The following is a 23186-nucleotide window of genomic DNA, read 5'->3' on the forward strand; positions in this document are numbered from 1 at the left end:
CCTTTGGGCACTTTGCTTAAATACTTTGCGCGTTAAAAACGCCACCTTGCTATTTATTTCGAGCCCCGTATGAAAAGTAATGATATCAAAGAGAACACCAAACCGATGAGTCTGTTATCACTAATCTTGTCTTTTATGGCGCTATTTGTGATCTCTGGCTTACTGTTTTTTCCTTTGGATGAAGAGACCCGACAAGTTCTTATCGGTCTCGATTTCATAATCTGTAGTATTTTTCTTCTTCAGCTCAGCGTAGATTTGATCCGCGCCGCAGATAAGCGTCAATACCTCAAAACACATTGGATCGATATTCTTGCCAGTTTACCCATGATTGAGCCGCTGAGATTTGCCCGCTTGTTCCATATCTTGCGCGTCATCCTCGTATTGCGTTCTTCTCGCTTTATTCTCAATCAGCTCAAAGAAAATCGCAAAGAGACCACCATTGCGACGATTTTACTTTTGCTTGTGGTCTTGGTGACCGTCGGCTCTGGCATGATGCTGTTTATTGAAGGGAAAAACCCGGCGTCGAATATTCAAACCGGAACGGATGCCCTTTGGTGGGCGTTTGTGACGATTTCGACCGTTGGCTACGGTGATCATTATCCAGTGACAGATGGGGGGAAATTACTGGCGGTGGTGATCATCATGAGCGGCGTTGGTCTATTTGGTATGATTTCCGGTTTGATCACCTCGATACTGACCACTCCGAGCAAACAGCAAACCAATCGAGCCATCAACAAGGAGAAGATGCTAGAAACCCTCCTCGAGCAACAGCATGAAATTTTAGAGCGGCTGAAACGGCTCGAAGAGGAGCAAAAAAAATAGGGCGCATCGCCCTATTCTTATCTCGCTTCACCATTAATGACGCCAGTATGGCTCTGCTTCCACACCAATGGCGCGAGTTTGATCCATCGCATGCAGCATCGAGCGCTCCTGACGAACCAACCAGCGTTCCAGTTGCTCTTTCTCTTCGCCTTCGAGTTTCTCCACCAGTGGGAGTAAATGACGCAGCATTAAGAGATCATCAATACCATGTATCAAATCGGCCCAAGGCATACGAAAGCTATTACGCTCTTCTGCATCATACAAGCTGGCAAAGCCCACACCAGTATAGAGATTGCGCATCAAACGATAGCGTTGATCGATGTACTCTTGTGCCGACATACTTCTTTCCGCCGGAAACGCTTCCATCAACTCAGCCCAAGTGCGATCAAGTTGCTTAACTGAAAAGTCACGGATCGCGCTGGCCATCTTTTCTCTTGCTTTGTCATCAAGGAATGGCTGCCAACCACGCGTTAAAATCCAACGGCTCAAATCGAGCAGTAATCCGGTATAACGCGCACTGGTGAGCAAGGTCAATACCTCTTCTCGATCAGGCAACTCTTCAAATTGCTGGGTTAACTCCGCCACTAAGAACTTACGCGCATCCAATTTCCGCAGCACATTGCCTTTGTCATCAAGAAGTTCCGTTAAATGTGCGTGCTCTGACAACCACGCTAGCTCTTCTTCTAGCCATTTAAGCTCTTGACGCAGAATCGCACTGGCGCGTCGTGGCACAACTCCGCCATAAATGGTCAAGGTTTGGCGAATAAAGCTGATGGCGTGGCTGATTTCATGTAACGCTTCCACCGATTCGCGTTCCACATAAATTTGCTCGTGATAGTGCCAATGGGAAAGGGCATGCTCGAGTGAGTTGATCAAACAATATTCCACATTGTCCATCTTGCCCGTATCCACTAGGCTCAATGGTTTCACTTCGTCGCCTTGGTAACCTAAAGCCAAGCGATAACCTTTCGCCGCTTTACTTAAATTGCCTAAACGCATACCGCCAGACTCACACAAATGGCGAGCAAGGGTAAATAAGGCTTCGGTTTGACCTGATTTCAGTTCTAACTCCACCTCACAGATGGGATCTTGCTTATCCTCCGCGCTCACCATTCCTTGGTCAAACGCCACTTCAACTTGGCTTCCATCAGGCATACCAATCAGCCATTGTTCGCGGGTAAAGTTGGTGGAGAACAGCGCCATCAATTCCGATTGCAAGGTGTCAACATCTTTACCTTGAGGCCAAATATCACCAGGATGTAAATGAAGATTTGGCGTATTGCAGGTATGTTCTGCGTTGTATTCAGGGCGTTGATGTAAGCCTGCAACAACGCGTCCTGCCGTCTTGACGGTTTGCACGAAAACATCATCAAAGCGGCGTATCCGTAAGCCTGTATCGTGTTGGCGAAGCCAGTTGTCTGGCGTATCAAAATAGGTGTTTCCTAAATCGCGACAACTGTGCTGAAGTACTTTGGTTTCGGCGATTTTTTCGCGCAAAGTTTCTGAAAATTCAGGAGAAACAAAAAACTTCAGTTCTATCTCGGTTTCCATAGTTATACCTTCTCAAGCAGACTGGGACAGGATATTGCCTAAATTCTCGAGGGGCAAGAAAGAAATATCGCACTAATGATGATCTAAAACAGTTTTAATGATGGATTTAATGCGTTAACATGCGCGCCTTTATAGCCATCGCTCAACATTTCACCACGAAATGGTGTATGTTCTTTTAAGGTTATATTTATTAGGTTGAATGACCATGCCAATGAATACAATTATGGGGTTATTTGCAAAGTCCCCTATCAAGCCTTTGCAGCGTCACGTAGTTTGTGTCAACGAATGTTGCGGACACCTAATCAATTTCTTTGAAGTTTGTTCAGAGGGAGATTGGGAAAAAGCAGCAGAAATCCGTGCTCAGATCTCACATCTAGAGAAAGAAGCGGATGTTCTAAAACGTGAAATTCGTCTGAAACTTCCTCGCGGTTTGTTCCTGCCAGTCGATCGTACTGACATGCTTGAGCTACTGACTCAGCAAGACAAACTCGCCAACTTAGCAAAGGACATTGCAGGCCGTGTTTACGGTCGTAAGCTGATGATTCCTGAAGCACTCCAACCAAATTTCATTGCTTATGTTCAACGTTGTCTTGATGCGGCTAACCAAGCGCAAAACGTGATCAATGAGCTTGATGAGCTTCTTGAAACTGGATTCAAAGGGCGTGAAGTCACGCTGGTTGCAGAAATGATTAATCAATTGGATGTCATTGAAGATGACACTGATGCGATGCAAATCGGCCTGCGTCAGCAACTGATGACCATTGAGTCAGAGATGAACCCTATCGATGTCATGTTCTTGTACAAGATTCTTGAATGGGTAGGCGGCATTGCAGACCAGGCTCAGCGTGTAGGCGCGCGTCTGGAATTGATGCTATCTCGATCTTAATTTTTTAAGTCAACGAAACATAACGAAGAGCATTATCGACCCATCCTGTTTTGGCCAATAACAGTTTTCTGGCTAAGGCAGGATAACGTCTGTTTGATATTGCTCCGCTTGTTATAAATCAACTAGGTATTACGATGGATATCCTTGCGAACTACGGCACTGTCCTGATTATTGTTGCAGCTGTTTTTGGTTTTATGATGGCAATTGGTATTGGCGCGAACGACGTTGCCAATGCGATGGGCACATCGGTAGGCTCAAAAGCACTTACCGTAAAACAAGCGATCATCATTGCGATGATCTTCGAATTTGCGGGTGCATATCTTGCAGGCGGTGAAGTAACCGACACTATCCGTAAAGGTGTTATCGAAACATCTCTCTTTGCTCACCAACCAGATGTTCTTGTCTTCGGGATGATGTCTGCGCTCCTAGCAGCAGGTACATGGCTACTGTTGGCTTCTTACATGGGTTGGCCAGTATCGACCACGCACTCTATTATCGGTGCGATCATCGGTTTCGCCTGCGTTTCAGTCGGCACTGAAGCGGTAGACTGGAGCAGCGTACAAGGCATCGTGGGAAGCTGGATCATTACACCACTGATCTCTGGTTTCTTCGCTTACGTCATTTTCGTCAGCGCACAACGCCTGATTTTCGATACAGAAAAACCATTGATGAACGCCAAGCGTTTCGTACCTGTGTACATGTTTATTACCACCATGGTGATTGCACTGGTTACCATCAAGAAAGGGCTAAAACACGTTGGTCTGCACCTGAGCAGCACCGAAGCGTGGTTCTGGTCTGCCGGTGTTTCTGGCCTTGTTATGCTAGGCGGCTACCTCTACATCCAGAAGAAATTCGCTAACCGCGAAGACGATCATGGTTTCGCTGGCGTAGAAAGCATCTTCAGCGTTCTTATGGTCATCACCGCTTGTGCAATGGCATTCGCACACGGCTCAAACGACGTAGCAAACGCGATCGGTCCACTGTCTGCCGTTGTATCAACCATTGAGCACATGGGCGAAGTAACCGCGAAAAGCACTATCGCTTGGTGGATTCTTCCTCTTGGTGGTTTTGGTATTGTTGTGGGTCTTGCGACCATGGGCCACAAAGTAATGGCAACGGTGGGTACAGGTATCACTGAACTGACTCCAAGCCGTGGTTTTGCTGCTCAGCTTGCCACTGCCTCAACCGTTGTACTGGCTTCTGGTACTGGTTTACCAATTTCGACCACACAAACACTTGTGGGTGCGGTATTGGGTGTTGGTTTTGCACGCGGTATCGCAGCACTCAACCTAGGCGTGGTTCGTAATATCGTTGCTTCTTGGGTTGTAACACTACCTGCAGGTGCACTGCTTGCCGTGGTGTTCTACTACGCAATGCAAGCGATCTTCGGTTAATTTTCTCGTCATGAGAATGTAAGGCGCGCCGCGATTGTGTAAGCGCCTTGTCATATTTGACTCAAACGCACATTAAGGGAGGCTTTGCCTCCCTTCTTTGTTGCATGCGTCAGGGAAAGTTTTTACTATTCGTTAATCCGAATTTTTATCGCCGACTCTGATTAAATCGTTAAGGGATTTATTGTGAAAAAACTCATCGTCACGGTGTTACTGACTATTCTGGCTGTACCATCCGTTTTCGCCCAAGACCGCTACATCGCAGATGAACTGTTTACCTACATGCACTCTGGCCCAAATAACACGTTTCGTATTATTGGTAGCGTTGATGCGGGTAGCAAAGTAAAACTCCTTCAAACCAACAGCGAAACTGGCTATAGCGAAGTGGTCGATGAGCGAGGCCGCAAGGGCTGGGTTCAAGCAAAATTCATCACACGCCAAGAAAGTATGGCTGTGCGCCTTCCTCGTCTTGAGAAAGAGCTGAAAGAAGTAAAATCTCAATTGGCGAATGCGCGCCAAAATGCCGATACCGAAAAGGCAGGCTTGGTGGACTCCCTTGACACTCGCAACCAACAAATTTCAGATCTAGAGAAGAAATACAGCGAAATCAGTGATCAACTTGCTTCTGTACAAACAGAAAATCGCCAACTGCGTGCAAAACTCGACACACAAAAAGACGACCTACTGTTGAAATACTTCATGTACGGTGGTGGTGTGGCTGGCATTGGTCTTCTGTTCGGCTTGATTCTGCCTTACATGATCCCACGTCGTAAGAAGTCAAACTCAGGCTGGGCATAAACATCAAAACGGGCCGCATTCGCGGCCCGATTTCTTTCTCACTCTTCGGCTGATGAACCCTTGCAGTTCCTCTTTAGCCTTTCCATTCATAGAGCGCTGGAATTTCGATCTGCTCTCCTTGGAACTCAACAATCACCGACTGCGCTGAAATCTCCACCAGTTGAATCTGGTTATCGATCCACTCACCTTGATGGAACTCCGCACCATTAATCTTCAACCAGCGACGTTTCGGATCGCTCGAATACATGTGTGTCTGCAAATTGAGTGGCGGCAAGCGCCCATGCCATTTTTCCGCGCTCAGATCGAGCCTTGAAACCGTTGACTCTGCTTGCGGTGAGTTGTCAGTTTGTGTCTCCACCAGCAAGGCATTTTCGACTTTTTGCGCCAGCTCTGGCGATAAGCCTGACAGGTCGAGGTTTTCAAACAGTCGCTCGTCCTCTGTTTTCTTTTCTTCACTCGGAATTGATGGGCTCGCCACCAAAGTGGGGCTTGTTTGATCGGCCACGTTGATAACGTCGCCAGTTTCCGCCAACGGATATGTTCTGAGAAGGGGCGCGAGCGAGGGAAACTCAGGATAGCGCATCACCTGCTCTTCGCCTTGTTTCTCAGCCTGAGAGAGTTCTCGCCACGGCTCGGACAATGAGACCATGTGCTGCAAACGCGCCAAGGTACGCTGACCGGCGATGCCATCCTCGGTCATCGCTTGCCAACGTTGAAACCATTCCACTCGCTGCATCAGCTCTGCATTAAACTGCGTCGTCATTAACGGTTCATCATTGAGTGCTTTAGCGAGCAATTGGTCCAAAACTTCAATGGCCTCACCGTGCATACCCAGGCGCAATGTCTCTCTCAGAGGCATAGGCCATAGATCGGTGACTTCGCCCCGCCATAATGACATCAACTGTGGAACCGTGAAGGTGAGGCGTTGCTCGCCTGTAAGCAGAACGACGCGCTCTGAGTTGACTTCCAGCAAGACAACGTAAGCCCGTTGCCCTTCATGCTGCAGTGTCAGCAACAAAGGGTGTGGCGTTTGCTGCAACTCTTGCCAATTAAGCTGCCGAACTTGGCACTGGAAAATCGACGTGGATGGCTGTTCACATAAGGTATCGATGCGCGTTGCTCGATATCCCCATAATTTGTAAAGCTCTTCTAATCCTTGCGCTCGAGTGGTCATCCGCGCGACAGCTGACTCGCCGAGCCATTGTTCATCATTCACCAAGATTGCTGGCACTGAAGCTGGTACAGGCAACTCGGTTGCAGGCCTGTCTAGCTCGACCTGAGGCGCAGTGGAAACGACATTGTCAGTGGGGATCAAAGGCCAATAAGCGGCCATGGCCAACACTCCGGCAACGCAAACGGCCAGTACAGAGACTTTCCCCCAAGGGAAAGACAAACGGTTTGAGGTTTGCTGATAGATCTCAGCCTGAAATGCCATCACATTTTGGCAAGCACGCTCGACCGTCGCTTTAGTGATTTTTTTGTCGCCTTGGTGATAGCTCAATTGCAACGCTTTATCGCAAATCAAGTTAATCAGGCGGGGAATACCATGACTATACTGAGCAATCACTTTGGCGCTGGCGTGATCAAACAGGGTACGATTTCCCCCAGCGGTATGAATACGAAACGCAATGTAGTCTGCGGTTTCTTGAGGATTCAGTGGCAATAGGTGGTAACGGCCTGTAATGCGCTGAGCAAGTTGCCGCAATTGTGTGGTCTGCAGTAATTGTTGCAGTTCAGGTTGCCCCACCAACAACACTTTTAACAGCTTGCGTGTTTCCGTTTCCAGATTGGTCAATAAACGCAACTGCTCCAATACATCCGCCGCCAAATGTTGTGCTTCATCAATCACCAACAAGGTTTGGATATTTTGCTGATGATTTTCCAACAAAAACTGATAAATGCGTTGGTTGAGCTGTTTAAGGGAAGCGTTGGCCGTGTAGCTCAAGCCAAACTCATCACAAATGGCTTCAAGCAGTTCGACACTGGAAAAAGTTGGGTTGAGCAGCAAAGCGGCACAGGTTTGGCCGTCAAGGTTGGCCAACATTGATTTTGCGACTGTGGTTTTCCCCGTCCCCACTTCCCCAGTCAGCATGGCAAAACCGCCCCCATCCCCGAGGCCAGCCTGTAAATGTGTGATGGCTTCACGATGGCGCTGACTTAAATAGAGATAGCGGGAGTTGGGCACTATCGAGAAAGGCAGCTCAGAGAAACCAAAAAAATCCTTATACATACACAGACCAAATGCAAATACGTCAATTGAATAGAGAGCAAAGTACCATTGCTTGCTACAATGTCCAGTCAGATAAGCAAATATTCGAGGTCACACGCGTGGAAGTTTACTTAGTGGGTGGAGCGGTAAGAGACAAGTTATTGGGTATTCCCGTTTACGATCAAGATTGGGTTGTCGTCGGTGCAACTGCGGAACAAATGCTCAATGCTGGGTACTCTCCTGTCGGGAAAGATTTTCCAGTTTTCTTGCACCCCAAAACCAAACAAGAGTACGCGCTGGCTCGCACCGAGCGAAAAACAGGCCAAGGCTACAAAGGCTTTGAGTGCTTCTTCTCTCCTGATGTGGCTTTAGAAGAGGATCTCCTCAGACGCGACCTGACCATCAATGCCATTGCTATGGATAGCCAGGGCGTGCTTTATGACCCGTATGGTGGACAGCAAGATCTGCAGAATCGTATTTTGCGCCATGTGTCAGAGGCCTTTGTCGAAGATCCTCTGCGCGTGTTGCGAGTGGCTCGCTTTGCGGCCAAACTGGCACCACTCGGGTTTCGCGTGGCCGATGAAACCATGCAGTTGATGCAGTCCATTGTCGCTTCTGGCGAGCTGTCTGCACTGACCGCCGAGCGAGTTTGGCAAGAATGGCACAAATCGCTACTCACGCCTGCGCCACAGCAGTTTCTTGCTGTCTTGCGTCAGTGTGGTGCTTTGGCCGTGGTACTTCCCGAAATCGATGCTTTGTTTGGTGTCCCTCAGCCTGAAAAATGGCACCCAGAGATCGACACAGGCATACACACCTTGTTGGTCGCAGAACAAGCGGCGAAGCTGAGCTCGTCTGCAGTGGTGCGCTTTGCAGCCCAAGTGCACGACTTAGGCAAAGGCGTGACACCGCCAAGCGAATGGCCAAGCCACAAAATGCATTGCCATACCGGCCTTAAGTTGATTAAACAGTTGTGTGAACGCGTGCGCGTACCGAATGAGTTTCGCGATCTGGCTTTAATGGTGTGTGAGCAGCACTCCAACATCCATCGCGCAGCCGAGCTCAAGCCGCAAACCATGGTCAAAATCTTCAACAAACTGGATGTGTGGCGCAAAGCGGAGCGATTAAACGATATCCTCCTTTGTTGCCAAGCCGATCATGCGGGTCGCCAAGGTCTGCAAGATCACCCTTACCCTCAAGCAGAACGGATCCAGTTAGCGTATCAAGCCGCGCTCTCTGTCGAGGTGCAATCGATCATTCAGGATGGGTTCAAAGGGCCAGCCATTCGTGATGAACAGGAAAGAAGGCGCACTGAAGCGGTAAAAGCGGCGCTGCTCAACGCTTAAAAAACATAACGCCCACAGTTTCCTGTGGGCGCTATAGTGATTGTGCGATCAAGCAGCTCGAGATTAAGCCATTAACAGGTAAGCAAATAAGCCGACACCTAAGATCAATCGGTAGATCACAAACGGCGTCATTCCCATACGTGAAATCATCTTCAAGAACAGGTGAATACACAGATAGGCACTAATAAAGGAAGTGACAATACCGGTTAGCAAAAAGCCGACATGAACGGGCTCGCCACTGGTCACTAACTTCAAGCCAAGATAAGAACCCGCCAGCGTAATGATGGGAATCGACATCAGGAAAGAAAAGCGCGCGGCCGCTTCACGAGTAAAGCCCAAGTAAAGCGCAGCAGTAATAGTCGCCCCAGAGCGAGAAGTGCCGGGAATCATCGCCAATGCTTGCGCAATACCAATAAACAGAGCTTTCTTCCAACCCGCTTGGTATTCATCATCCAGCAAAGAGGCATTCTTATCGACCCACCAAAGCAACAGACCAAAAATAATGGTCGTTGTGGCAATCACATAGGCACTACGCAGATAAACTTCGATGACATCTTTCATCACCAAGCCAAAGATACAGGCTGGGATCGTCGCAATCACAATCATCCACGCCAACTTGGCTTCTTTACTTCGTTCTCCTTTAAAAATCGACGCGAACAAAGCAGCGAAGAGCGTGATCACCTCTTTACGGAAATAGATCACCACGGCGGCTAAGGTACCGACATGCACCGCCACATCAAAAGCTAACCCTTGATCTTCCCAGCCAAGAATGGCGGAAGGCAGGATCAAATGCGCCGAACTGGAAATCGGCAAAAACTCGGTCAGGCCTTGAATCAAAGCCAACACAAACGCTTCAAAATAACTCATGGTTTACTCAGTTTTTTATAATGAAAAATCAACCGCTTTCAATGTGTCGAGATCGCGTGCAGTTTGCCAAATCTCTTCCACGGTACGGCCATCACCTGGAATCACCAGATCCGGCTGCAAATCATAAAGCGGTTGTATGACAAAGGGATATTTAAAGATATCACTGCGAGGCAGTTCAGGCTTTTGGCTCGAAATGCATTCGCCGAACAGCACAATATCAAGATCCAGTGTTCGATCCTGATACTTCGCTGCATTTTCTTCTCGGCCCCATCGCAGTTCGATTTGGCGGAGCTGAGAAGCCAATTCCTCTAACGTCATAGACGTATTGAGACGAATGACAAAATTGAAAAAGGCATGGCTGTCGAAACCAACAGCGGCACATTCATATATCGGTGAGGCTTGTAAGGCTTCGCCAAGCAAAGTGAGCTCTTGCCAAGCGGCTCGTGCGTGCTTTTCTCGCTCAATATTGCTGCCTACGCCGATATAGACGGTGTTCATGCTTGGCCTCGCTCAATCACCACACCCACAGCGCGAGCTTGTGGAACAGCTCCCGGCTTAGCTAAGCGAATGCGAATCCAAGGCACTGAGAATTGAGTCATGATGAGCTCAGCCACTTCTTCCGCGACGCGTTCCACCAGTAAGAAACGACCGTTTTCAATGTGATTCAATACCGCCTCGCTCACTTGCGCATAATCCAACGCATCGGCCACATCATCACTTTTGCCTGCAGGACGATTGTCGTGCGCCATTTCGATATCCAACACCAATTTTTGCTTAATTTGCTGTTCCCAGTCGTAGACACCAATGGTGGTAATCACTTCCAACTGTTCAATAAACACTTTATCCAGCGCCATAATTTGTCCTTATAGAGGTCGGATACCCGAATGGGGTAAATTCATCGTATTATTTTTGCAATCGCGCTATGATAGCAACTACGCGAAAAATGAGCATTACTTTCCAATCATTTAGGGACTCACATGGACGCAATGGCAGTGACAATGACCATCATCGCCTACCTGCTGGGATCAATTTCCAGTGCGGTGCTGATTTGTCGTGTGCTGAGATTGCCCGATCCTCGAGGTGTGGGTTCAAACAACCCTGGTGCTACCAACGTGTTGCGCATCGGTGGCAAAGGTGCCGCCGCGGCCGTACTGCTGTGCGATATGCTCAAAGGGACCATTCCGGTTTGGAGTGGTTACTACCTCGGCATTGAACCCGTACTGCTTGGCGTGATCGCCATTGCGGCCTGCCTTGGTCATATGTACCCATTGTTCTTTCATTTCCAAGGTGGTAAAGGGGTGGCGACAGCGCTGGGAGCCATAGCACCTATCGGTTTGGATTTGACAGGGATGATCATGGCGACATGGCTGTTGGTCGCGATACTCTTCCGCTACTCTTCATTGGCCGCTTTGGTCACCGTTTTACTTGCCCCGATGTACACTTGGATGATCAAGCCCCAGTACACCTTGCCCGTAGGCATGCTCTGCTGCTTGATTGTGTTAAGACATCACCAAAATATCCGCCGTTTATTTACTGGTGAAGAACCCAAGATCGGTGAGAAAAAACTGCAAATGCCCAAGTCACAGTAAAGCGAAATAAGAGACGACGATAGACGTCAAAGGAATAGAAAATGGCCCCTCATGAGGCCATTATCGTTCGCTTACTTGGCGTAAACTGCCGCGAGAAACGTCTCAAGCATTTGGTTAACAAACTCAACCTGCTCTAAGTTACTGATGTGGCCAGCGTTAGGAATTTCCACCAATTGACTGCCGGTGATCACATCGTGCATCAAGTAAGATTCAAACACTGGGCGAGGTTTGTCCTGCTGACCAACGGCGATCAAGGTTGGCAAAGCAAATTTTTCCGCATCCTCAATCACATCGCGACGACCAAACACCATACGTCCAACTCTCGCCACTTCCACCGCACGTTCACCGGAAAGTGACGCTAAGCGTTGTTCGAAATCCGAAACCAATTGCGGGGTTTGCTCTTTCGCATCGTTGGCAAAAAACAGCGGCACAACTGCTTCCACAATCGGTGCTGGCACCATTTGGGTTTGCGCAATAGCATCCAACATGGCGAAGTATTTCTGATGTGTCACTTCCGGCTCTAGGCCAATGAAGGTGTCCATCATGACTAAAGAAGTCACGCGTGCTGGTGCTTGTGAAACCAGTTCCGCTCCCCACATCCCACCGACGGATAAACCGACAATAGAAAACGTCTCAATGTGTAGATGGTCCATCAACGCGAGCAGGTGTTGAGCGTAATCCACCAATGAATTGCAGTGAGTTGGTGCGGACTCAGATTCCCCATGCGCCCACAAATCCGGCACAATACAACGATAAGACTGACTTAAAAATTCAATTTGTGGCGCCCACATCTGGCTATCCCACAAATAGCTATGACCAAATAACAAGACCGGACCTTGACCCACATCTTGATAAGCCATGCTTTTGCCATCTATGACGAATGTTTTCATTATTTTTCCTAAAATCAGCAGAACCTAACATAGGCAACACAAGATGCCATTCAGTTCCATGTGAATAAAAAGCAGCAAAGTAAAAAAACGGCCGCCTAAGCGACCGTGATTATACTGAGTTTATTTCATCACTGGCGTCAATTGATCAATTGGCCAACGAGGTCGGGCCTCTACCGCAAGATCTGACACTTCATTGTTCTTCAAACGCTGCATACCTGCATACGCGATCATTGCACCATTATCAGTACAAAACTCGGTACGTGGATAATAGACATCCCCGCCCACTTTGTGCGCCAGTTTTTCTAGTTCAGCACGAAGACGACGGTTGGCACTCACCCCACCCGCAATCACAATACGTTTCATGCCCGTTTGTTCTAGTGCGCGCTTACATTTGATCGCCAGTGTAGCGCACACAGCCTCTTCAAAAGCGTACGCAATATCAGCACGTGTTTGTTCATCATCACCATTCGCCGCAATGGTATTCGCGGTAAAGGTTTTCAAACCAGAGAAGCTCATGTCCAAACCGGGTACATTGGTCATCGGACGCGGAAACTTAAAGCGACCCGGCGTCCCTTTTTCGGCCAATTTAGACAGCAATGGACCACCGGGATAATCTAGCCCCATGAGTTTCGCCGTCTTATCGAATGCTTCACCCGCCGCATCATCAATGGATTCGCCTAGAATTTTGTACTCACCAATGCCTTTCACTTCCACCATCATCGAGTGACCACCCGAGACCAACACCGCCACAAATGGAAACGGCGGTGGGTTGTCTTCAAGCATAGGTGCGAGCAAGTGACCTTCCATATGATGAACCGGAACGGCTGGCACTCCCCAAGCGTAAGCGAGGCTTCGACCGATCGTTGCCCCCACCAAAAGTGCCCCCACCAAACCTGGCCCTGCTGTGTAAGCAACACCATCAATATCTTTTGCTGTTAAATTGGCTTCTTTCAACGCCTCTTTAATAAGAGGAATGGTTTTCTTCACGTGGTCACGAGAAGCGAGCTCAGGCACGACACCGCCGTAATCGGCATGCAGTTTAATTTGGCTATATAATTTATGGGCCAGTAGGCCTTTTTCATCGTCATAAATGGCGATTCCTGTTTCATCACAGGAGGTTTCAATGCCGAGAATGCGCATAGTTTTCTCTGTATGCTCAGTGCTAATAGAAAATTTGCCGACATATTACCTCGCGCAGCCCAGACAAACAAATTTTGTACAGACAATAATCGACAAAAGGCTTTACAAAGGCGCAGGGATCGGATTAAAATTCCGCACCATTTTTGATCAAGCTGGTTAGAGACCAATCGCTAGTGATTTGTCTATTTATTGCCAGCGTTAACGAATAACCCCTGAGGTGAAAGGCATATGCCAGTAGTTAAAGTACGTGAAAACGAACCGTTCGACGTTGCTCTACGTCGTTTCAAGCGCTCTTGCGAAAAAGCAGGTATCCTTTCTGAAGTGCGTCGTCGTGAGCACTACGAAAAACCAACTACAGTTCGCAAACGCGCTAAAGCAGCAGCTCAAAAGCGTCACGCTAAGAAGCTAGCTCGCGAAAACGCTCGTCGCGTTCGCCTGTACTAATAACTGAGCTCCGGAAAGGAATTTAGTTATGGCTCTTATTGAACAACTCAAAGAAGAGCAAAAACTAGCGATGAAAGCCAAGGACAAACAGCGCCTTGGCACTATTCGTTTAGCCCTGTCTGCTATCAAGCAACGTGAAGTCGACGAACAGATCACTCTGAACGATGACGACATTCTTGCTGTGCTGACAAAAATGGTTAAACAACGTCGCGACTCTGTTACGCAATTTGAAGCAGCAGGTCGTCAAGACTTAGCTGATGCGGAAAAAGCAGAAATTACGGTGCTTGAAGAATTCATGCCTCAACCGCTGAATGAAGACGAAGTAGCCGCGCTGATCGACAGTGCGATTGCGGAATCTGGTGCAGCAGGCATGCAAGACATGGGTAAAGTAATGGCTGTTCTGAAACCGCAAATTCAAGGCCGTGCAGATATGGGTAAAGTAAGTGGTTTAGTTCGCGCTAAACTGGCTTAGTTCCCGCACCTGTTTGCAGCAAGCCGTGCTATCCTCTGGAACGCACGGCTTGTTTGTATCTACCCTTCTCTTTTTTATTAGGTTTTATGGCAGGACACATCCCACGCAGTTTTATTGATGATCTCCTTGCTCGACTTGATATCGTCGACATCATCGACCCACGGGTGAAACTTAAGAAAAAAGGCAAGAACTATGGGGCGTGCTGCCCATTCCACAACGAAAAAACCCCCTCTTTCAGCGTTAGCCAAGAAAAACAGTTCTACCATTGCTTCGGTTGCGGTGCACACGGCAATGCCATCGATTTTATGATGGAATTTGAACGATTGGAGTTTGTGGAAGCCATTGAGGAACTTGCCTCTTATCTTGGTCTCGACGTTCCACGCGAACAACGCTCAACCAACACTAAGTTTAGCCAAGCACCTCAAGCCAGCAGTAGCCAAAAGCGCAGCCTCTACGATTTAATGGCCAGCATTAGCCAGTTCTATCGCAATCAACTGAAGCTTTCTTCAGGCAAAATCGCGATCGATTACCTAAAAAATCGCGGCCTATCAGGCGAGATCGTACAGAAATTTGGCATTGGTTATATTGCCGATGAATGGGATTTGGTGCGTAAAAACTTTGGTCAGCATCCTGAAGCACAAGAGATGCTGGTCGCCGGTGGTATGTTGATCGAGAACGAAAAAGGTAATCGCTACGATCGCTTCCGTGGCCGTGTGATGTTCCCTATTCGCGATCGCCGTGGGCGTGTTATCGGATTTGGCGGGCGAGTGCTTGGGGATGGCACCCCAAAATATCTCAACTCACCAGAGACCCCAATCTTCCACAAAGGCAAAGAACTTTACGGCTTGTACGAAGTCCTACAGGCATATCGAGAGCCACCTCAAATTTTAGTGGTCGAAGGCTATATGGACGTTGTCGCGCTAGCCCAATATGGCGTAGATTATTCCGTCGCTTCCCTGGGAACGTCCACCACGGGTGATCATCTACAAGTGCTGTTTCGTCAAACCAGCACCGTCGTCTGTTGTTACGATGGTGACCGGGCAGGAAGAGAAGCCGCTTGGCGAGCCATGGAAAACGCATTGCCTTACTTAAATGATGGCCGACAATTGAAGTTCATGTTTTTACCTGATGGCGAAGATCCCGATTCGTATATTCGTCAATTTGGTAAAGCGCAGTTTGAGCAACAAGTGGCCAATGCCATGCCCTTGTCAGAGTTCATGTTCAGCTCGCTTGCGCAACAAGTTGACATGAGCAGCAAAGAAGGTATGGCGAAGCTCACAACCTTAGCGGTTCCTTTGATCGATAAAGTGCCAGGCGGCACTTTGCGTCTATACTTGAGGGAATTACTTGGCCGCCGTTTAGGCTTGGTGGATGAACGACAGCTGCAACAACTGATCGATCGCCAAGGCCAAACCGACAAAAAGCCACAGCCCCACCGTGAGCTAAAAAGAACACCCATGCGTGAAGTGGTCGCCCTATTAATTCAGCGTCCAAGCTTCTCGCAGCTGGTGCCGGATTTAACCCCGGTCAAACATTTAACCATACCCGGCTTGAGTTTATTGATAGAAGTGCTTGAAAGATGCCAAGCACGCCCCAATATAACCACAGGCCAATTGCTAGAAAGCTGGCGTGGCAGCCAGAATGAACAACTTCTGTCTCGTTTAGCAGGTTGGGAAATCCCCCTCGACGATGACAATGAAGAAGACATATTTTTAGACTCGCTGGACAAGATTCTTGCTCAGTGTGTTGAAAAGCAAATTGAGAACCTGCAGGCAAAAGATAGAAGCATCGGCTTATCAGCCGATGAAAGAAGGGAGCTTATGGCACTCATGCTAGATTTAAAAGCGTAACCCTGTTTAATTAGTCAGCAACAATTTTATTTGCTATAGTTAGTGGTTTGCATTTCGCATACTAATTCCTTCACCAGATTACGAAGTTGGATACCGTCTATGGATCATAATCCGCAGTCACAGCTAAAACTACTTGTCATCCGTGGCAAAGAGCAAGGCTATCTGACCTACGCCGAAGTAAATGACCACCTACCTGCTGAAATCGTAGATTCAGAACAGGTGGAAGATATCATTCAGATGATTAACGACATGGGTATCAAGGTAGTAGAAACTGCTCCTGATGCCGATGACCTAGCACTGAGTGATGAAACAAACATTACCGACGAAGATGCTGCCGAAGCAGCCGCTGCTGCGCTTTCAAGCGTAGAAAGCGAAATTGGTCGCACTACAGACCCAGTGCGCATGTACATGCGTGAAATGGGTACCGTTGAACTTCTAACTCGTGAAGGCGAAATCGACATCGCTAAACGAATTGAAGATGGTATCAACCAAGTACAGTCGTCTGTTGCTGAATACCCAGGAACCATTCCTTATATTCTTGAACAGTTCGACAAAGTACAAGCGGAAGAACTTCGCCTAACTGATCTTATCAGTGGTTTTGTTGATCCAAATGCAGATGAAACGGCAGCTCCAACCGCAACACACATCGGTTCAGAGCTTGCAGAATCTGATTTGGAAGATGAAGACAACACCGACATCGACGATGAAGACGAAGATGAAGACGAAGATGGCGATTCAAGCAGTGATTCAGAGGAAGATGTCGGCATCGACCCTGAAATGGCGCTAGAGAAGTTCACTCAGCTTCGTAACAGCTACCAGAATCTGCAACTTGCCGTGAATGAACATGGTCGAGAGAGTGCTCAAACAGCTCAAGCCCATGAACTGATGCTCGATGTGTTTAAAGAGTTTCGTCTAACACCGAAGCAGTTTGACCATTTGGTTAACGAACTTCGCACCGCCATGGATCGCGTTCGTACGCAAGAGCGCTTGATCATGAAGTCTGCGGTAGAAATCGCGAAAATGCCGAAGAAGTCGTTCATTGCACTCTTTACTGGCAACGAATCTAACGAAGAATGGTTAGATCAGATCCTCGCTTCTGACAAGCCATACGTAGAAAAGATCAAGCTGCACGAAGAAGACATTCGTCGTTCAATCGCCAAGCTAAGAGCAATTGAAGAAGAAACGTCGCTTTCAGTGAACAACATCAAAGACATCAGCCGTCGTATGTCTATCGGTGAAGCAAAAGCTCGCCGTGCGAAGAAAGAGATGGTTGAGGCGAACTTACGTCTCGTTATCTCTATCGCGAAGAAGTACACAAACCGTGGTTTACAGTTCTTGGATCTAATCCAAGAAGGTAACATCGGTCTGATGAAAGCGGTTGATAAATTTGAATACCGTCGTGGTTACAAGTTCTCGACCTACGCAACTTGGTGGATTCGTCAGGCAATCACGCGTTCAATCGCAGACCAAGCACGTACGATTCGTATTCCGGTACACATGATCGAAACGATCAACAAGCTAAACCGTATCTCTCGTCAAATGCTACAAGAGATGGGTCGAGAGCCGTTACCGGAAGAACTGGCAGAGCGTATGCAAATGCCAGAAGATAAGATCCGTAAAGTACTGAAAATTGCTAAAGAGCCAATCTCAATGGAGACGCCAATCGGTGACGATGAAGATTCGCATCTAGGTGATTTCATCGAAGATACCACGCTAGAGCTACCTCTTGATTCTGCAACGGCGACCAGCCTAAAAGCAGCGACAAAAGATGTTCTTGCAGGTCTAACACCTCGTGAAGCAAAAGTACTGCGTATGCGTTTTGGTATCGACATGAACACCGACCACACTCTAGAAGAAGTGGGCAAACAGTTCGACGTAACGCGTGAGCGTATTCGTCAGATCGAAGCAAAAGCACTGCGTAAACTGCGTCATCCAAGCCGCTCAGAAACTCTGCGTAGCTTCCTTGACGAGTAACGCATACTCTTCTCAAGCAAAAAGGTGAGCCATGGCTCACCTTTTTTGTAGTTTCCTTCGCTAAGTGAATAAAAACTAAGCGCAATTAGCCGTAGCTACGTCTAGACACCCCGCGCGAGTTCTCCTATAATCTTGGCTCTGATTTGGCCCCTTAGCTCAGTGGTTAGAGCAGTCGACTCATAATCGATTGGTCCCCAGTTCAAGTCTGGGAGGGGCCACCAAATTCTAGAAGGCTCGTAGAGACATCTACGGGCCTTTGTCTTTTCTAGTCCGGTCTATACCTGGTCTGTGAGTACTTCCGGTAAGCTTTGGTTCATTAGGCACTTCCCTTAATCAATCAGAAAGATAGTATTGAACCGTCGAAACCACACGAATGCGTTTAATATGTGGCGTGTTGTGATCTCTATCCATGATAGAAAACTGGCCTTGTGATGCTGTGCGGATTTTGCCAAGTGAACTATTGGAATCTTTGGCAAACTTCTCAGCCACCTCTCTCGCATTGTGAGTGGCTTCTTCGATCATTTCCGGCTTAATTTCGTTTAAGCGAGTGAAGCTGTAGACAATCGGGTTGTCGTAAGCATCTTGGTTGAAAACAATCCCCTTCTTGCCCAGTTGTCCAATAAGACTGATGGCTTGACGTACCGAATCAACTTTATTGCTGTACACCGTGATGGTTTGAATGGCGAGATAGCGATATTCCGCATTTGCTTCTCCCCCATATTGCTGAGCTTTCTTATCAATCACCGCAGGGGCAGACCATTGGACACTATCTGAAAGTTCACGTTTATTGAGAAAATCGGTGATTAACGTTGATTGCGTATCCACTTTGGTGAAAAGATCTTGGATGTCATTGCTGGCAACCGTAAAACGGATCGGCCAAATGACCGTATCAGCAGGATACTCTCTCTCCGATAACCCCTTAACCGTCACAATGCGATCCAGTGCTTTGTATTGAATGGCCGTTTGCTGAACTAGATAACCCAATACGCCTAAGCCGACAATTAGGGATACACCTAGAATCAACGCGGCTTGGGTTGTCATTTCTCTCATAACCTAACCTTTAAAAATTACCAAAACTTTCGAATCCTACAACATAGCGTAGTTAGTTCTTCAGTACTGAGACATGGCACTAATTAGATAAAGAAACGGGAACCGAATTCGGTTCCCGCTTTCCAGAGCAGCATAACAAAGGTTTATTGACGTTTGCGTTATATTATTTTGTCCCGCAGTTTCAACTTAACACCCAAACTTACATTTTGATGCAAAATTAGTATATTTTGTGAGCAGCGGATAATTTATTTCCATCATTTTACTTGTTGTTGCACGCACTTCTCGACTCATCTGTTAACCAAAGCGTCACAAAAGCGTCATTAAAGGCCAATCTTGCTGAAGCCTGACTGTCATCTCTTACGATTAGCATGAGGATCAGAAACCCAGATTCGAGGTCTTTATGGCAATCAACAGTCCTTTTCGTCTTCCACGTAAAACGCCTTTTGGCATTGGAGAAAATGTTGCTGAATGGATGACGGGGCTGAGCAAATTGGATAAGTTTTATGCTCAGCGTCCACCTCACTGTGACACTCAAACCTTTCTACGCTATACCCTTGAAGTTCTGGGTATTGATTATCAGATAGTCAAAGGCTCGCTTGCGAACGTCCCACAGATTGGCCCAACGGTGGTGGTGGCTAATCATCCGTTAGGCTGCGTTGAAGGGGTGATTCTTGCTGAACTCTTGCTGATGATGCGGGAGGATGTTCAGATCCTTGCCAACCAATATCTCAAAACCGTTCCTGAGTTGGATACGCTCTTTATTGGCGTGGATGTATTTGATTCCCAGCAGGCAGCAAAGTCCAACATGAAGGCGCTACGCGATGCAAACAAGCATCTCGCTCAAGGAGGGTTACTCTTAGTTTTTCCTGCCGGTGAGGTATCACAACTTGTTGATAGAAAGCAAAAACGCTTAGAAGATAAAGAGTGGAGTCGTTCTGTCAGCGCTCTGATCCGCAGACATAAAGCGCATGCTCTGCCTGTGTTTATCGACGGGCAGAACTCACAACGCTTTTATCTTGCAGGCAAGATTCACCCTCTCTTGCGCACGCTGATGTTAGGGCGTGAATTACTCAATAAGAAGCAGCAAGCGATTCCAATTGCCATTGGTCAGCCAATCAAATTCAAAGAAGTACAACATTTGACGGATGAGCAGCTAGTCAGTTATTTGCGTTTAAACACGTATTTACTCAGCGCTGAACCACCACTTCACCCCCCAATGGATCACGACACCAATCCCCCTCTAGCCCCGATTGCTGAGCCATTAGAAAAGCAAAAGTGGTTATTGGATCTGGCGATGCTCCCTGAAGATGCTTTATTGCTTCGCCAAGGTAATTTTAGTGTCTATTGCACCACTGCCAAATATATTCCTTCGATTCTGCATGAGATCGGCCGACAACGAGAGATCAATTTTCGCGCTGTAGGGGAAGGGACGGGTTATGCGATCGACATCGATCGTTTTGATCACCATTATCATCATCTGTTTGTCTGGGATGATGAAAACCAGCACCTGGTTGGGGCTTATCGCCTCGGTTTAGTGGACAAACTGCTGGAAAAATCTGGATTGGATGGGCTCTATTCGCGCACATTATTCGACTATGACGCACCCTTTCTTACCCAGTTAGGCCAGTCGATTGAGATGGGACGCTCTGTGATCACCTCCCCCTACCAGCGCAGCATGAATGCACTTTTGCTCCTGTGGAAGGGAATTGCGACCTTTGTCTCTCAACATCCGCAATACACGCATTTGTTTGGGCCGGTCAGCATCAGCAACGATTACAGCCCCACTGCAAGACAACTGCTCGCTCAATCCATGACGCTGCACCATTATGATGCTGCCAGCGCCGAGCTCGTCAAACCACTTAATCCCATTCCCGATCATCATCCCAAATGGAACACCAGCATGCTAACGGCACTTGGTGATTTGCAACTGCTGTCTCGAGTGATTTCTCGTATTGATGAAGGTAAAGGGGTGCCCGTTTTGCTAAGACAATACTTAGGGCTGAATGGCAAATTGGTGTGCTTTAATGTCGACCCTGCGTTTAACAATGCGTTGGATGGCATGATTGTGGTGGATCTGCGTGATGTGCCCGAAAAAACGCTAGGCAAATACATGACGCCAGCTAAAGCACGGCACTATCTCTCACTTCATCAAGCATGAATTGATGGCTTTTGGTCACGTATGCATTGCCATGTCGTGACCTAAGCAGCAGTTTTACAATCAGAGTAATCCTCTTAAAGCACGAGCGCCAGGCGGCCAAAGTACTGAGCAGGACCGTTAAATCACCGATACTCCGTGCATATTTTGTTCACTATGACAGATATTCGTCTTATCACAGTCCATTAGACTGTTTTTTATTCTATTGACGAAAAAATCATCTAATTTGAATCTGTTGGCAAACAACAACACAAACGAGGACGTCATGCCGACAATCAAGCCCAACCGCTCTTTTCTGAAACGTGCGATTATCGCTTCCACTGCCCTGCTCTCTTTTTCACTTTTTGCTGCAGAAGAAGTGTATCGCTTAAAACTGGCTGAAACTTGGGGCCCGAATACGCCGATACTCGGTGACGCATCAAAAAACATGGCTAAGCTCGCTGAAGAAATGTCAAACGGTCGTTTACAGATTCGCATCGATTCAGCCAACAAGCACAAAGCACCATTGGGTGTGTTTGATATGGTCAAGTCTGGTCAATATGATCTTGGCCACTCCAGCTCTTATTATTGGAAAGGGAAGGTCCCCAACACGCTCTATTTCTCTTCGATGCCCTTTGGCATGATCACCACGGAGCAGTACGCTTGGTTCTATTACGGTGGTGGTATGGAACTGATGCAAAAAGTTTATGCTCCGCACAATTTGCTCTCATTTCCTGGCGGAAACTCAGATATCCAAATGGGTGGCTGGTTTAAGAAAGAGATCAATTCCGTTGAAGATTTGAAAGGGTTGAAAATGCGTATCCCCGGTTTTGCGGGCGAAGTGCTGGCACGAGTTGGCGCTAAACCGACCAATATTGCGCCGGGAGAACTCTACACATCACTCGAACGTGGCACAATTGACGCATTGGAGTGGGTGGGTCCTGCGTTTGACTTGCGTATGGGTTTTCACAAAATCGCGCCCTACTACTATACCGCGTGGCATGAGCCGGGCTCAGAAACACAGTTTTTAGTGAATAAGAAGACCTGGGAGACATTACCCAAAGATCTGCAAGTGATCTTAGAAACCGCCTTCCGTGTGGCGGCGTTTGATATGTACAACCAAGCGATCGATGCCAATGCCAATAGCTGGGCAACCATGCAAAGCGAATACCCAGACATCAAGGTGCGCGATTTTCCGCCTGTTGTGTTACAAGCCATGCGACAAGCAACCAATGAGTTGTTAGAGGAAGAAGCAGCCAAAGATCCGCTCGCGAAAGAGATCATCACTTCACAAGAAAACTACCTGAAGAAAGTGCGTGCTTGGACGGCGATCTCCGCCAAAGCGTATTTGGATACTAACCCGCAGTAGCTCACTCAACCCAGCCCAAAAGAAGCACCAAGCGTGCTTCTTTTCTTCACTGTATTCTGTCAAAAAATTACAGCCAAACCAAAACAGTGACCTTTATCACCACATCCGACAAAGCCACTCAAAATACAATTGTGACAAAAATCACTCAAAAATCTTAATTAGAGCTCAAAAAGAAGATTTTAATGATCAGTGTCACAATTTATTTTTATTTCAAATTTAACAAAACGAGACAAAGATCAACAACAAAAGATTTGACAAATAACCAAAGCGCAATTTGTTATTAACTTACAACTCAATAAAGTGAGAAAAATCACGTAAAAAACGCTTGCGAATGGAAAAATCAGGAGGGGGATCACGAAAAACCCGCTATCAGTTCTAATAGAAAAATATGTGGTAGATTGATTGAG

At 47.5% G+C, this 23186-nt stretch carries 20 protein-coding genes and 1 tRNA gene; 13 read left to right on the forward strand and 8 right to left on the reverse strand.

Features of this window, described 5'->3' with window-relative positions:
* The first annotated feature begins 69 nt into the window (after nucleotides 1-69).
* Nucleotides 70-822 carry a potassium channel family protein gene (locus VV1_RS02985; protein ID WP_011078699.1) on the forward strand — a complete coding sequence of 251 codons (753 nt, stop codon included), beginning with the start codon at nucleotides 70-72 and terminating at the stop codon, nucleotides 820-822.
* 33 nt (nucleotides 823-855) lie between these two features.
* Here VV1_RS02985 and VV1_RS02990 read toward each other — a convergent pair whose 3' ends face one another.
* Entirely contained in the window at nucleotides 856-2373 is a 1518-nt protein-coding gene (locus VV1_RS02990; RefSeq protein ID WP_011078700.1) for a CYTH and CHAD domain-containing protein, read from the reverse strand.
* A 205-nt stretch (nucleotides 2374-2578) separates the two neighbouring features.
* On the opposite strand from VV1_RS02990, the gene VV1_RS02995 reads away from it, so the two are divergent.
* The 3 genes from VV1_RS02995 (at nucleotide 2579) to VV1_RS03005 (ending at nucleotide 5448) form a co-directional block, all read left to right on the forward strand.
* Nucleotides 2579-3259, forward strand: a complete 681-nt coding sequence (locus VV1_RS02995; RefSeq protein ID WP_026050476.1) for a TIGR00153 family protein — start codon at nucleotides 2579-2581, stop codon at nucleotides 3257-3259.
* Between the two features lie 134 nt (nucleotides 3260-3393).
* Complete coding sequence (locus tag VV1_RS03000; protein WP_011078702.1) at nucleotides 3394-4653, forward strand: inorganic phosphate transporter; 1260 nt, start codon at nucleotides 3394-3396, stop codon at nucleotides 4651-4653.
* A 183-nt stretch (nucleotides 4654-4836) separates the two neighbouring features.
* Nucleotides 4837-5448, forward strand: coding sequence for a TIGR04211 family SH3 domain-containing protein (locus VV1_RS03005; protein WP_011078703.1), 612 nt, complete (start codon nucleotides 4837-4839; stop codon nucleotides 5446-5448).
* 73 nt (nucleotides 5449-5521) lie between these two features.
* Here VV1_RS03005 and VV1_RS03010 read toward each other — a convergent pair whose 3' ends face one another.
* Nucleotides 5522-7678: an AAA family ATPase gene (locus tag VV1_RS03010; RefSeq protein ID WP_011078704.1), complete on the reverse strand. Its 2157-nt coding sequence runs from the start codon at nucleotides 7676-7678 to the stop codon at nucleotides 5522-5524.
* Between the two features lie 98 nt (nucleotides 7679-7776).
* Between VV1_RS03010 and VV1_RS03015 the strand changes: the two genes are divergently transcribed.
* Nucleotides 7777-9000 (forward strand): multifunctional CCA addition/repair protein, encoded by a 1224-nt coding sequence (locus tag VV1_RS03015; RefSeq protein ID WP_043921075.1) that lies wholly within the window; start codon nucleotides 7777-7779, stop codon nucleotides 8998-9000.
* Nucleotides 9001-9063: 63 nt separating this feature from the next.
* On the opposite strand, the gene VV1_RS03020 is transcribed toward VV1_RS03015, so the two are convergent.
* Genes VV1_RS03020 through folB form a run of 3 tightly spaced genes read right to left on the reverse strand, consistent with a single transcriptional unit; the run spans nucleotide 9064 to nucleotide 10721 of the window.
* Nucleotides 9064-9867: an undecaprenyl-diphosphate phosphatase gene (locus tag VV1_RS03020; RefSeq protein ID WP_011078706.1), complete on the reverse strand. Its 804-nt coding sequence runs from the start codon at nucleotides 9865-9867 to the stop codon at nucleotides 9064-9066.
* Nucleotides 9868-9882: 15 nt separating this feature from the next.
* Nucleotides 9883-10365: a 2-amino-4-hydroxy-6-hydroxymethyldihydropteridine diphosphokinase gene (gene folK, locus VV1_RS03025; protein WP_011078707.1), complete on the reverse strand. Its 483-nt coding sequence runs from the start codon at nucleotides 10363-10365 to the stop codon at nucleotides 9883-9885.
* Entirely contained in the window at nucleotides 10362-10721 is a 360-nt protein-coding gene (folB, locus tag VV1_RS03030) for a bifunctional dihydroneopterin aldolase/7,8-dihydroneopterin epimerase (protein ID WP_011078708.1), read from the reverse strand. Before folB ends, folK begins: the two co-directional genes overlap by 4 nt.
* Nucleotides 10722-10844: 123 nt before the next feature.
* Here folB and plsY point away from each other — a divergent pair, with 123 nt between their 5' ends.
* Entirely contained in the window at nucleotides 10845-11456 is a 612-nt protein-coding gene (gene plsY / locus VV1_RS03035; RefSeq protein WP_011078709.1) for a glycerol-3-phosphate 1-O-acyltransferase PlsY, read from the forward strand.
* A 71-nt stretch (nucleotides 11457-11527) separates the two neighbouring features.
* On the opposite strand, the gene VV1_RS03040 is transcribed toward plsY, so the two are convergent.
* Together VV1_RS03040 and tsaD are read right to left on the reverse strand one after the other, a co-directional pair.
* The gene (locus tag VV1_RS03040; protein ID WP_011078710.1) at nucleotides 11528-12346 is read right to left on the reverse strand and encodes an alpha/beta fold hydrolase; all 819 of its coding nucleotides are present in this window, start codon (nucleotides 12344-12346) and stop codon (nucleotides 11528-11530) included.
* Nucleotides 12347-12466: 120 nt separating this feature from the next.
* A complete protein-coding gene (gene tsaD, locus VV1_RS03045; protein WP_011078711.1) occupies nucleotides 12467-13486 on the reverse strand; it encodes a tRNA (adenosine(37)-N6)-threonylcarbamoyltransferase complex transferase subunit TsaD in 1020 nt (339 codons plus the stop codon).
* A 228-nt stretch (nucleotides 13487-13714) separates the two neighbouring features.
* On the opposite strand from tsaD, the gene rpsU reads away from it, so the two are divergent.
* The 5 genes from rpsU to VV1_RS03070 all read left to right on the forward strand — a co-directional run bounded on the left by rpsU (nucleotide 13715) and on the right by VV1_RS03070 (nucleotide 18447).
* Nucleotides 13715-13930: a 30S ribosomal protein S21 gene (gene rpsU / locus VV1_RS03050; RefSeq protein ID WP_001145625.1), complete on the forward strand. Its 216-nt coding sequence runs from the start codon at nucleotides 13715-13717 to the stop codon at nucleotides 13928-13930.
* A 28-nt stretch (nucleotides 13931-13958) separates the two neighbouring features.
* Entirely contained in the window at nucleotides 13959-14402 is a 444-nt protein-coding gene (locus tag VV1_RS03055; RefSeq protein WP_011078712.1) for a GatB/YqeY domain-containing protein, read from the forward strand.
* Nucleotides 14403-14488: 86 nt separating this feature from the next.
* Nucleotides 14489-16252 carry a DNA primase gene (gene dnaG, locus VV1_RS03060; RefSeq protein ID WP_011078713.1) on the forward strand — a complete coding sequence of 588 codons (1764 nt, stop codon included), beginning with the start codon at nucleotides 14489-14491 and terminating at the stop codon, nucleotides 16250-16252.
* 99 nt (nucleotides 16253-16351) lie between these two features.
* On the forward strand, nucleotides 16352-18226 hold the full coding sequence (gene rpoD, locus VV1_RS03065; RefSeq protein WP_011078714.1) for an RNA polymerase sigma factor RpoD: 1875 nt from the start codon (nucleotides 16352-16354) through the stop codon (nucleotides 18224-18226).
* A gap of 145 nt (nucleotides 18227-18371) precedes the next feature.
* Nucleotides 18372-18447 (forward strand) — tRNA-Ile (locus VV1_RS03070).
* A 112-nt stretch (nucleotides 18448-18559) separates the two neighbouring features.
* Here VV1_RS03070 and VV1_RS03075 read toward each other — a convergent pair.
* Nucleotides 18560-19276 (reverse strand): SIMPL domain-containing protein, encoded by a 717-nt coding sequence (locus VV1_RS03075; RefSeq protein ID WP_011078715.1) that lies wholly within the window; start codon nucleotides 19274-19276, stop codon nucleotides 18560-18562.
* Between the two features lie 400 nt (nucleotides 19277-19676).
* Here VV1_RS03075 and VV1_RS03080 point away from each other — a divergent pair, with 400 nt between their 5' ends.
* Both VV1_RS03080 and VV1_RS03085 read left to right on the forward strand, forming a co-directional pair.
* A complete protein-coding gene (locus tag VV1_RS03080; RefSeq protein WP_011078716.1) occupies nucleotides 19677-21434 on the forward strand; it encodes a bifunctional lysophospholipid acyltransferase family protein/GNAT family N-acetyltransferase in 1758 nt (585 codons plus the stop codon).
* Between the two features lie 262 nt (nucleotides 21435-21696).
* Nucleotides 21697-22779, forward strand: a complete 1083-nt coding sequence (locus tag VV1_RS03085) for a TRAP transporter substrate-binding protein (RefSeq protein ID WP_011078717.1) — start codon at nucleotides 21697-21699, stop codon at nucleotides 22777-22779.
* Nucleotides 22780-23186 lie beyond the last annotated feature (407 nt).

It is taken from the genome of Vibrio vulnificus CMCP6 (genome assembly GCF_000039765.1).
Lineage (GTDB): Bacteria > Pseudomonadota > Gammaproteobacteria > Enterobacterales > Vibrionaceae > Vibrio > Vibrio vulnificus_B.

Coding starts and splice junctions, on each gene's coding strand:
- VV1_RS02985 (WP_011078699.1), top strand. CDS start 70: ATGAAAAGTAATGATATCAAAGAGAACACCAAACCGATGAGTCTGTTA.
- VV1_RS02990 (WP_011078700.1), bottom strand. CDS start 2,373: ATGGAAACCGAGATAGAACTGAAGTTTTTTGTTTCTCCTGAATTTTCA.
- VV1_RS02995 (WP_026050476.1), top strand. CDS start 2,579: ATGCCAATGAATACAATTATGGGGTTATTTGCAAAGTCCCCTATCAAG.
- VV1_RS03000 (WP_011078702.1), top strand. CDS start 3,394: ATGGATATCCTTGCGAACTACGGCACTGTCCTGATTATTGTTGCAGCT.
- VV1_RS03010 (WP_011078704.1), bottom strand. CDS start 7,678: ATGTATAAGGATTTTTTTGGTTTCTCTGAGCTGCCTTTCTCGATAGTG.
- VV1_RS03020 (WP_011078706.1), bottom strand. CDS start 9,867: ATGAGTTATTTTGAAGCGTTTGTGTTGGCTTTGATTCAAGGCCTGACC.
- folK (WP_011078707.1), bottom strand. CDS start 10,365: ATGAACACCGTCTATATCGGCGTAGGCAGCAATATTGAGCGAGAAAAG.
- folB (WP_011078708.1), bottom strand. CDS start 10,721: ATGGCGCTGGATAAAGTGTTTATTGAACAGTTGGAAGTGATTACCACC.
- plsY (WP_011078709.1), top strand. CDS start 10,845: ATGGACGCAATGGCAGTGACAATGACCATCATCGCCTACCTGCTGGGA.
- VV1_RS03040 (WP_011078710.1), bottom strand. CDS start 12,346: ATGAAAACATTCGTCATAGATGGCAAAAGCATGGCTTATCAAGATGTG.
- tsaD (WP_011078711.1), bottom strand. CDS start 13,486: ATGCGCATTCTCGGCATTGAAACCTCCTGTGATGAAACAGGAATCGCC.
- rpsU (WP_001145625.1), top strand. CDS start 13,715: ATGCCAGTAGTTAAAGTACGTGAAAACGAACCGTTCGACGTTGCTCTA.
- VV1_RS03055 (WP_011078712.1), top strand. CDS start 13,959: ATGGCTCTTATTGAACAACTCAAAGAAGAGCAAAAACTAGCGATGAAA.
- dnaG (WP_011078713.1), top strand. CDS start 14,489: ATGGCAGGACACATCCCACGCAGTTTTATTGATGATCTCCTTGCTCGA.
- rpoD (WP_011078714.1), top strand. CDS start 16,352: ATGGATCATAATCCGCAGTCACAGCTAAAACTACTTGTCATCCGTGGC.
- VV1_RS03075 (WP_011078715.1), bottom strand. CDS start 19,276: ATGAGAGAAATGACAACCCAAGCCGCGTTGATTCTAGGTGTATCCCTA.
- VV1_RS03080 (WP_011078716.1), top strand. CDS start 19,677: ATGGCAATCAACAGTCCTTTTCGTCTTCCACGTAAAACGCCTTTTGGC.
- VV1_RS03085 (WP_011078717.1), top strand. CDS start 21,697: ATGCCGACAATCAAGCCCAACCGCTCTTTTCTGAAACGTGCGATTATC.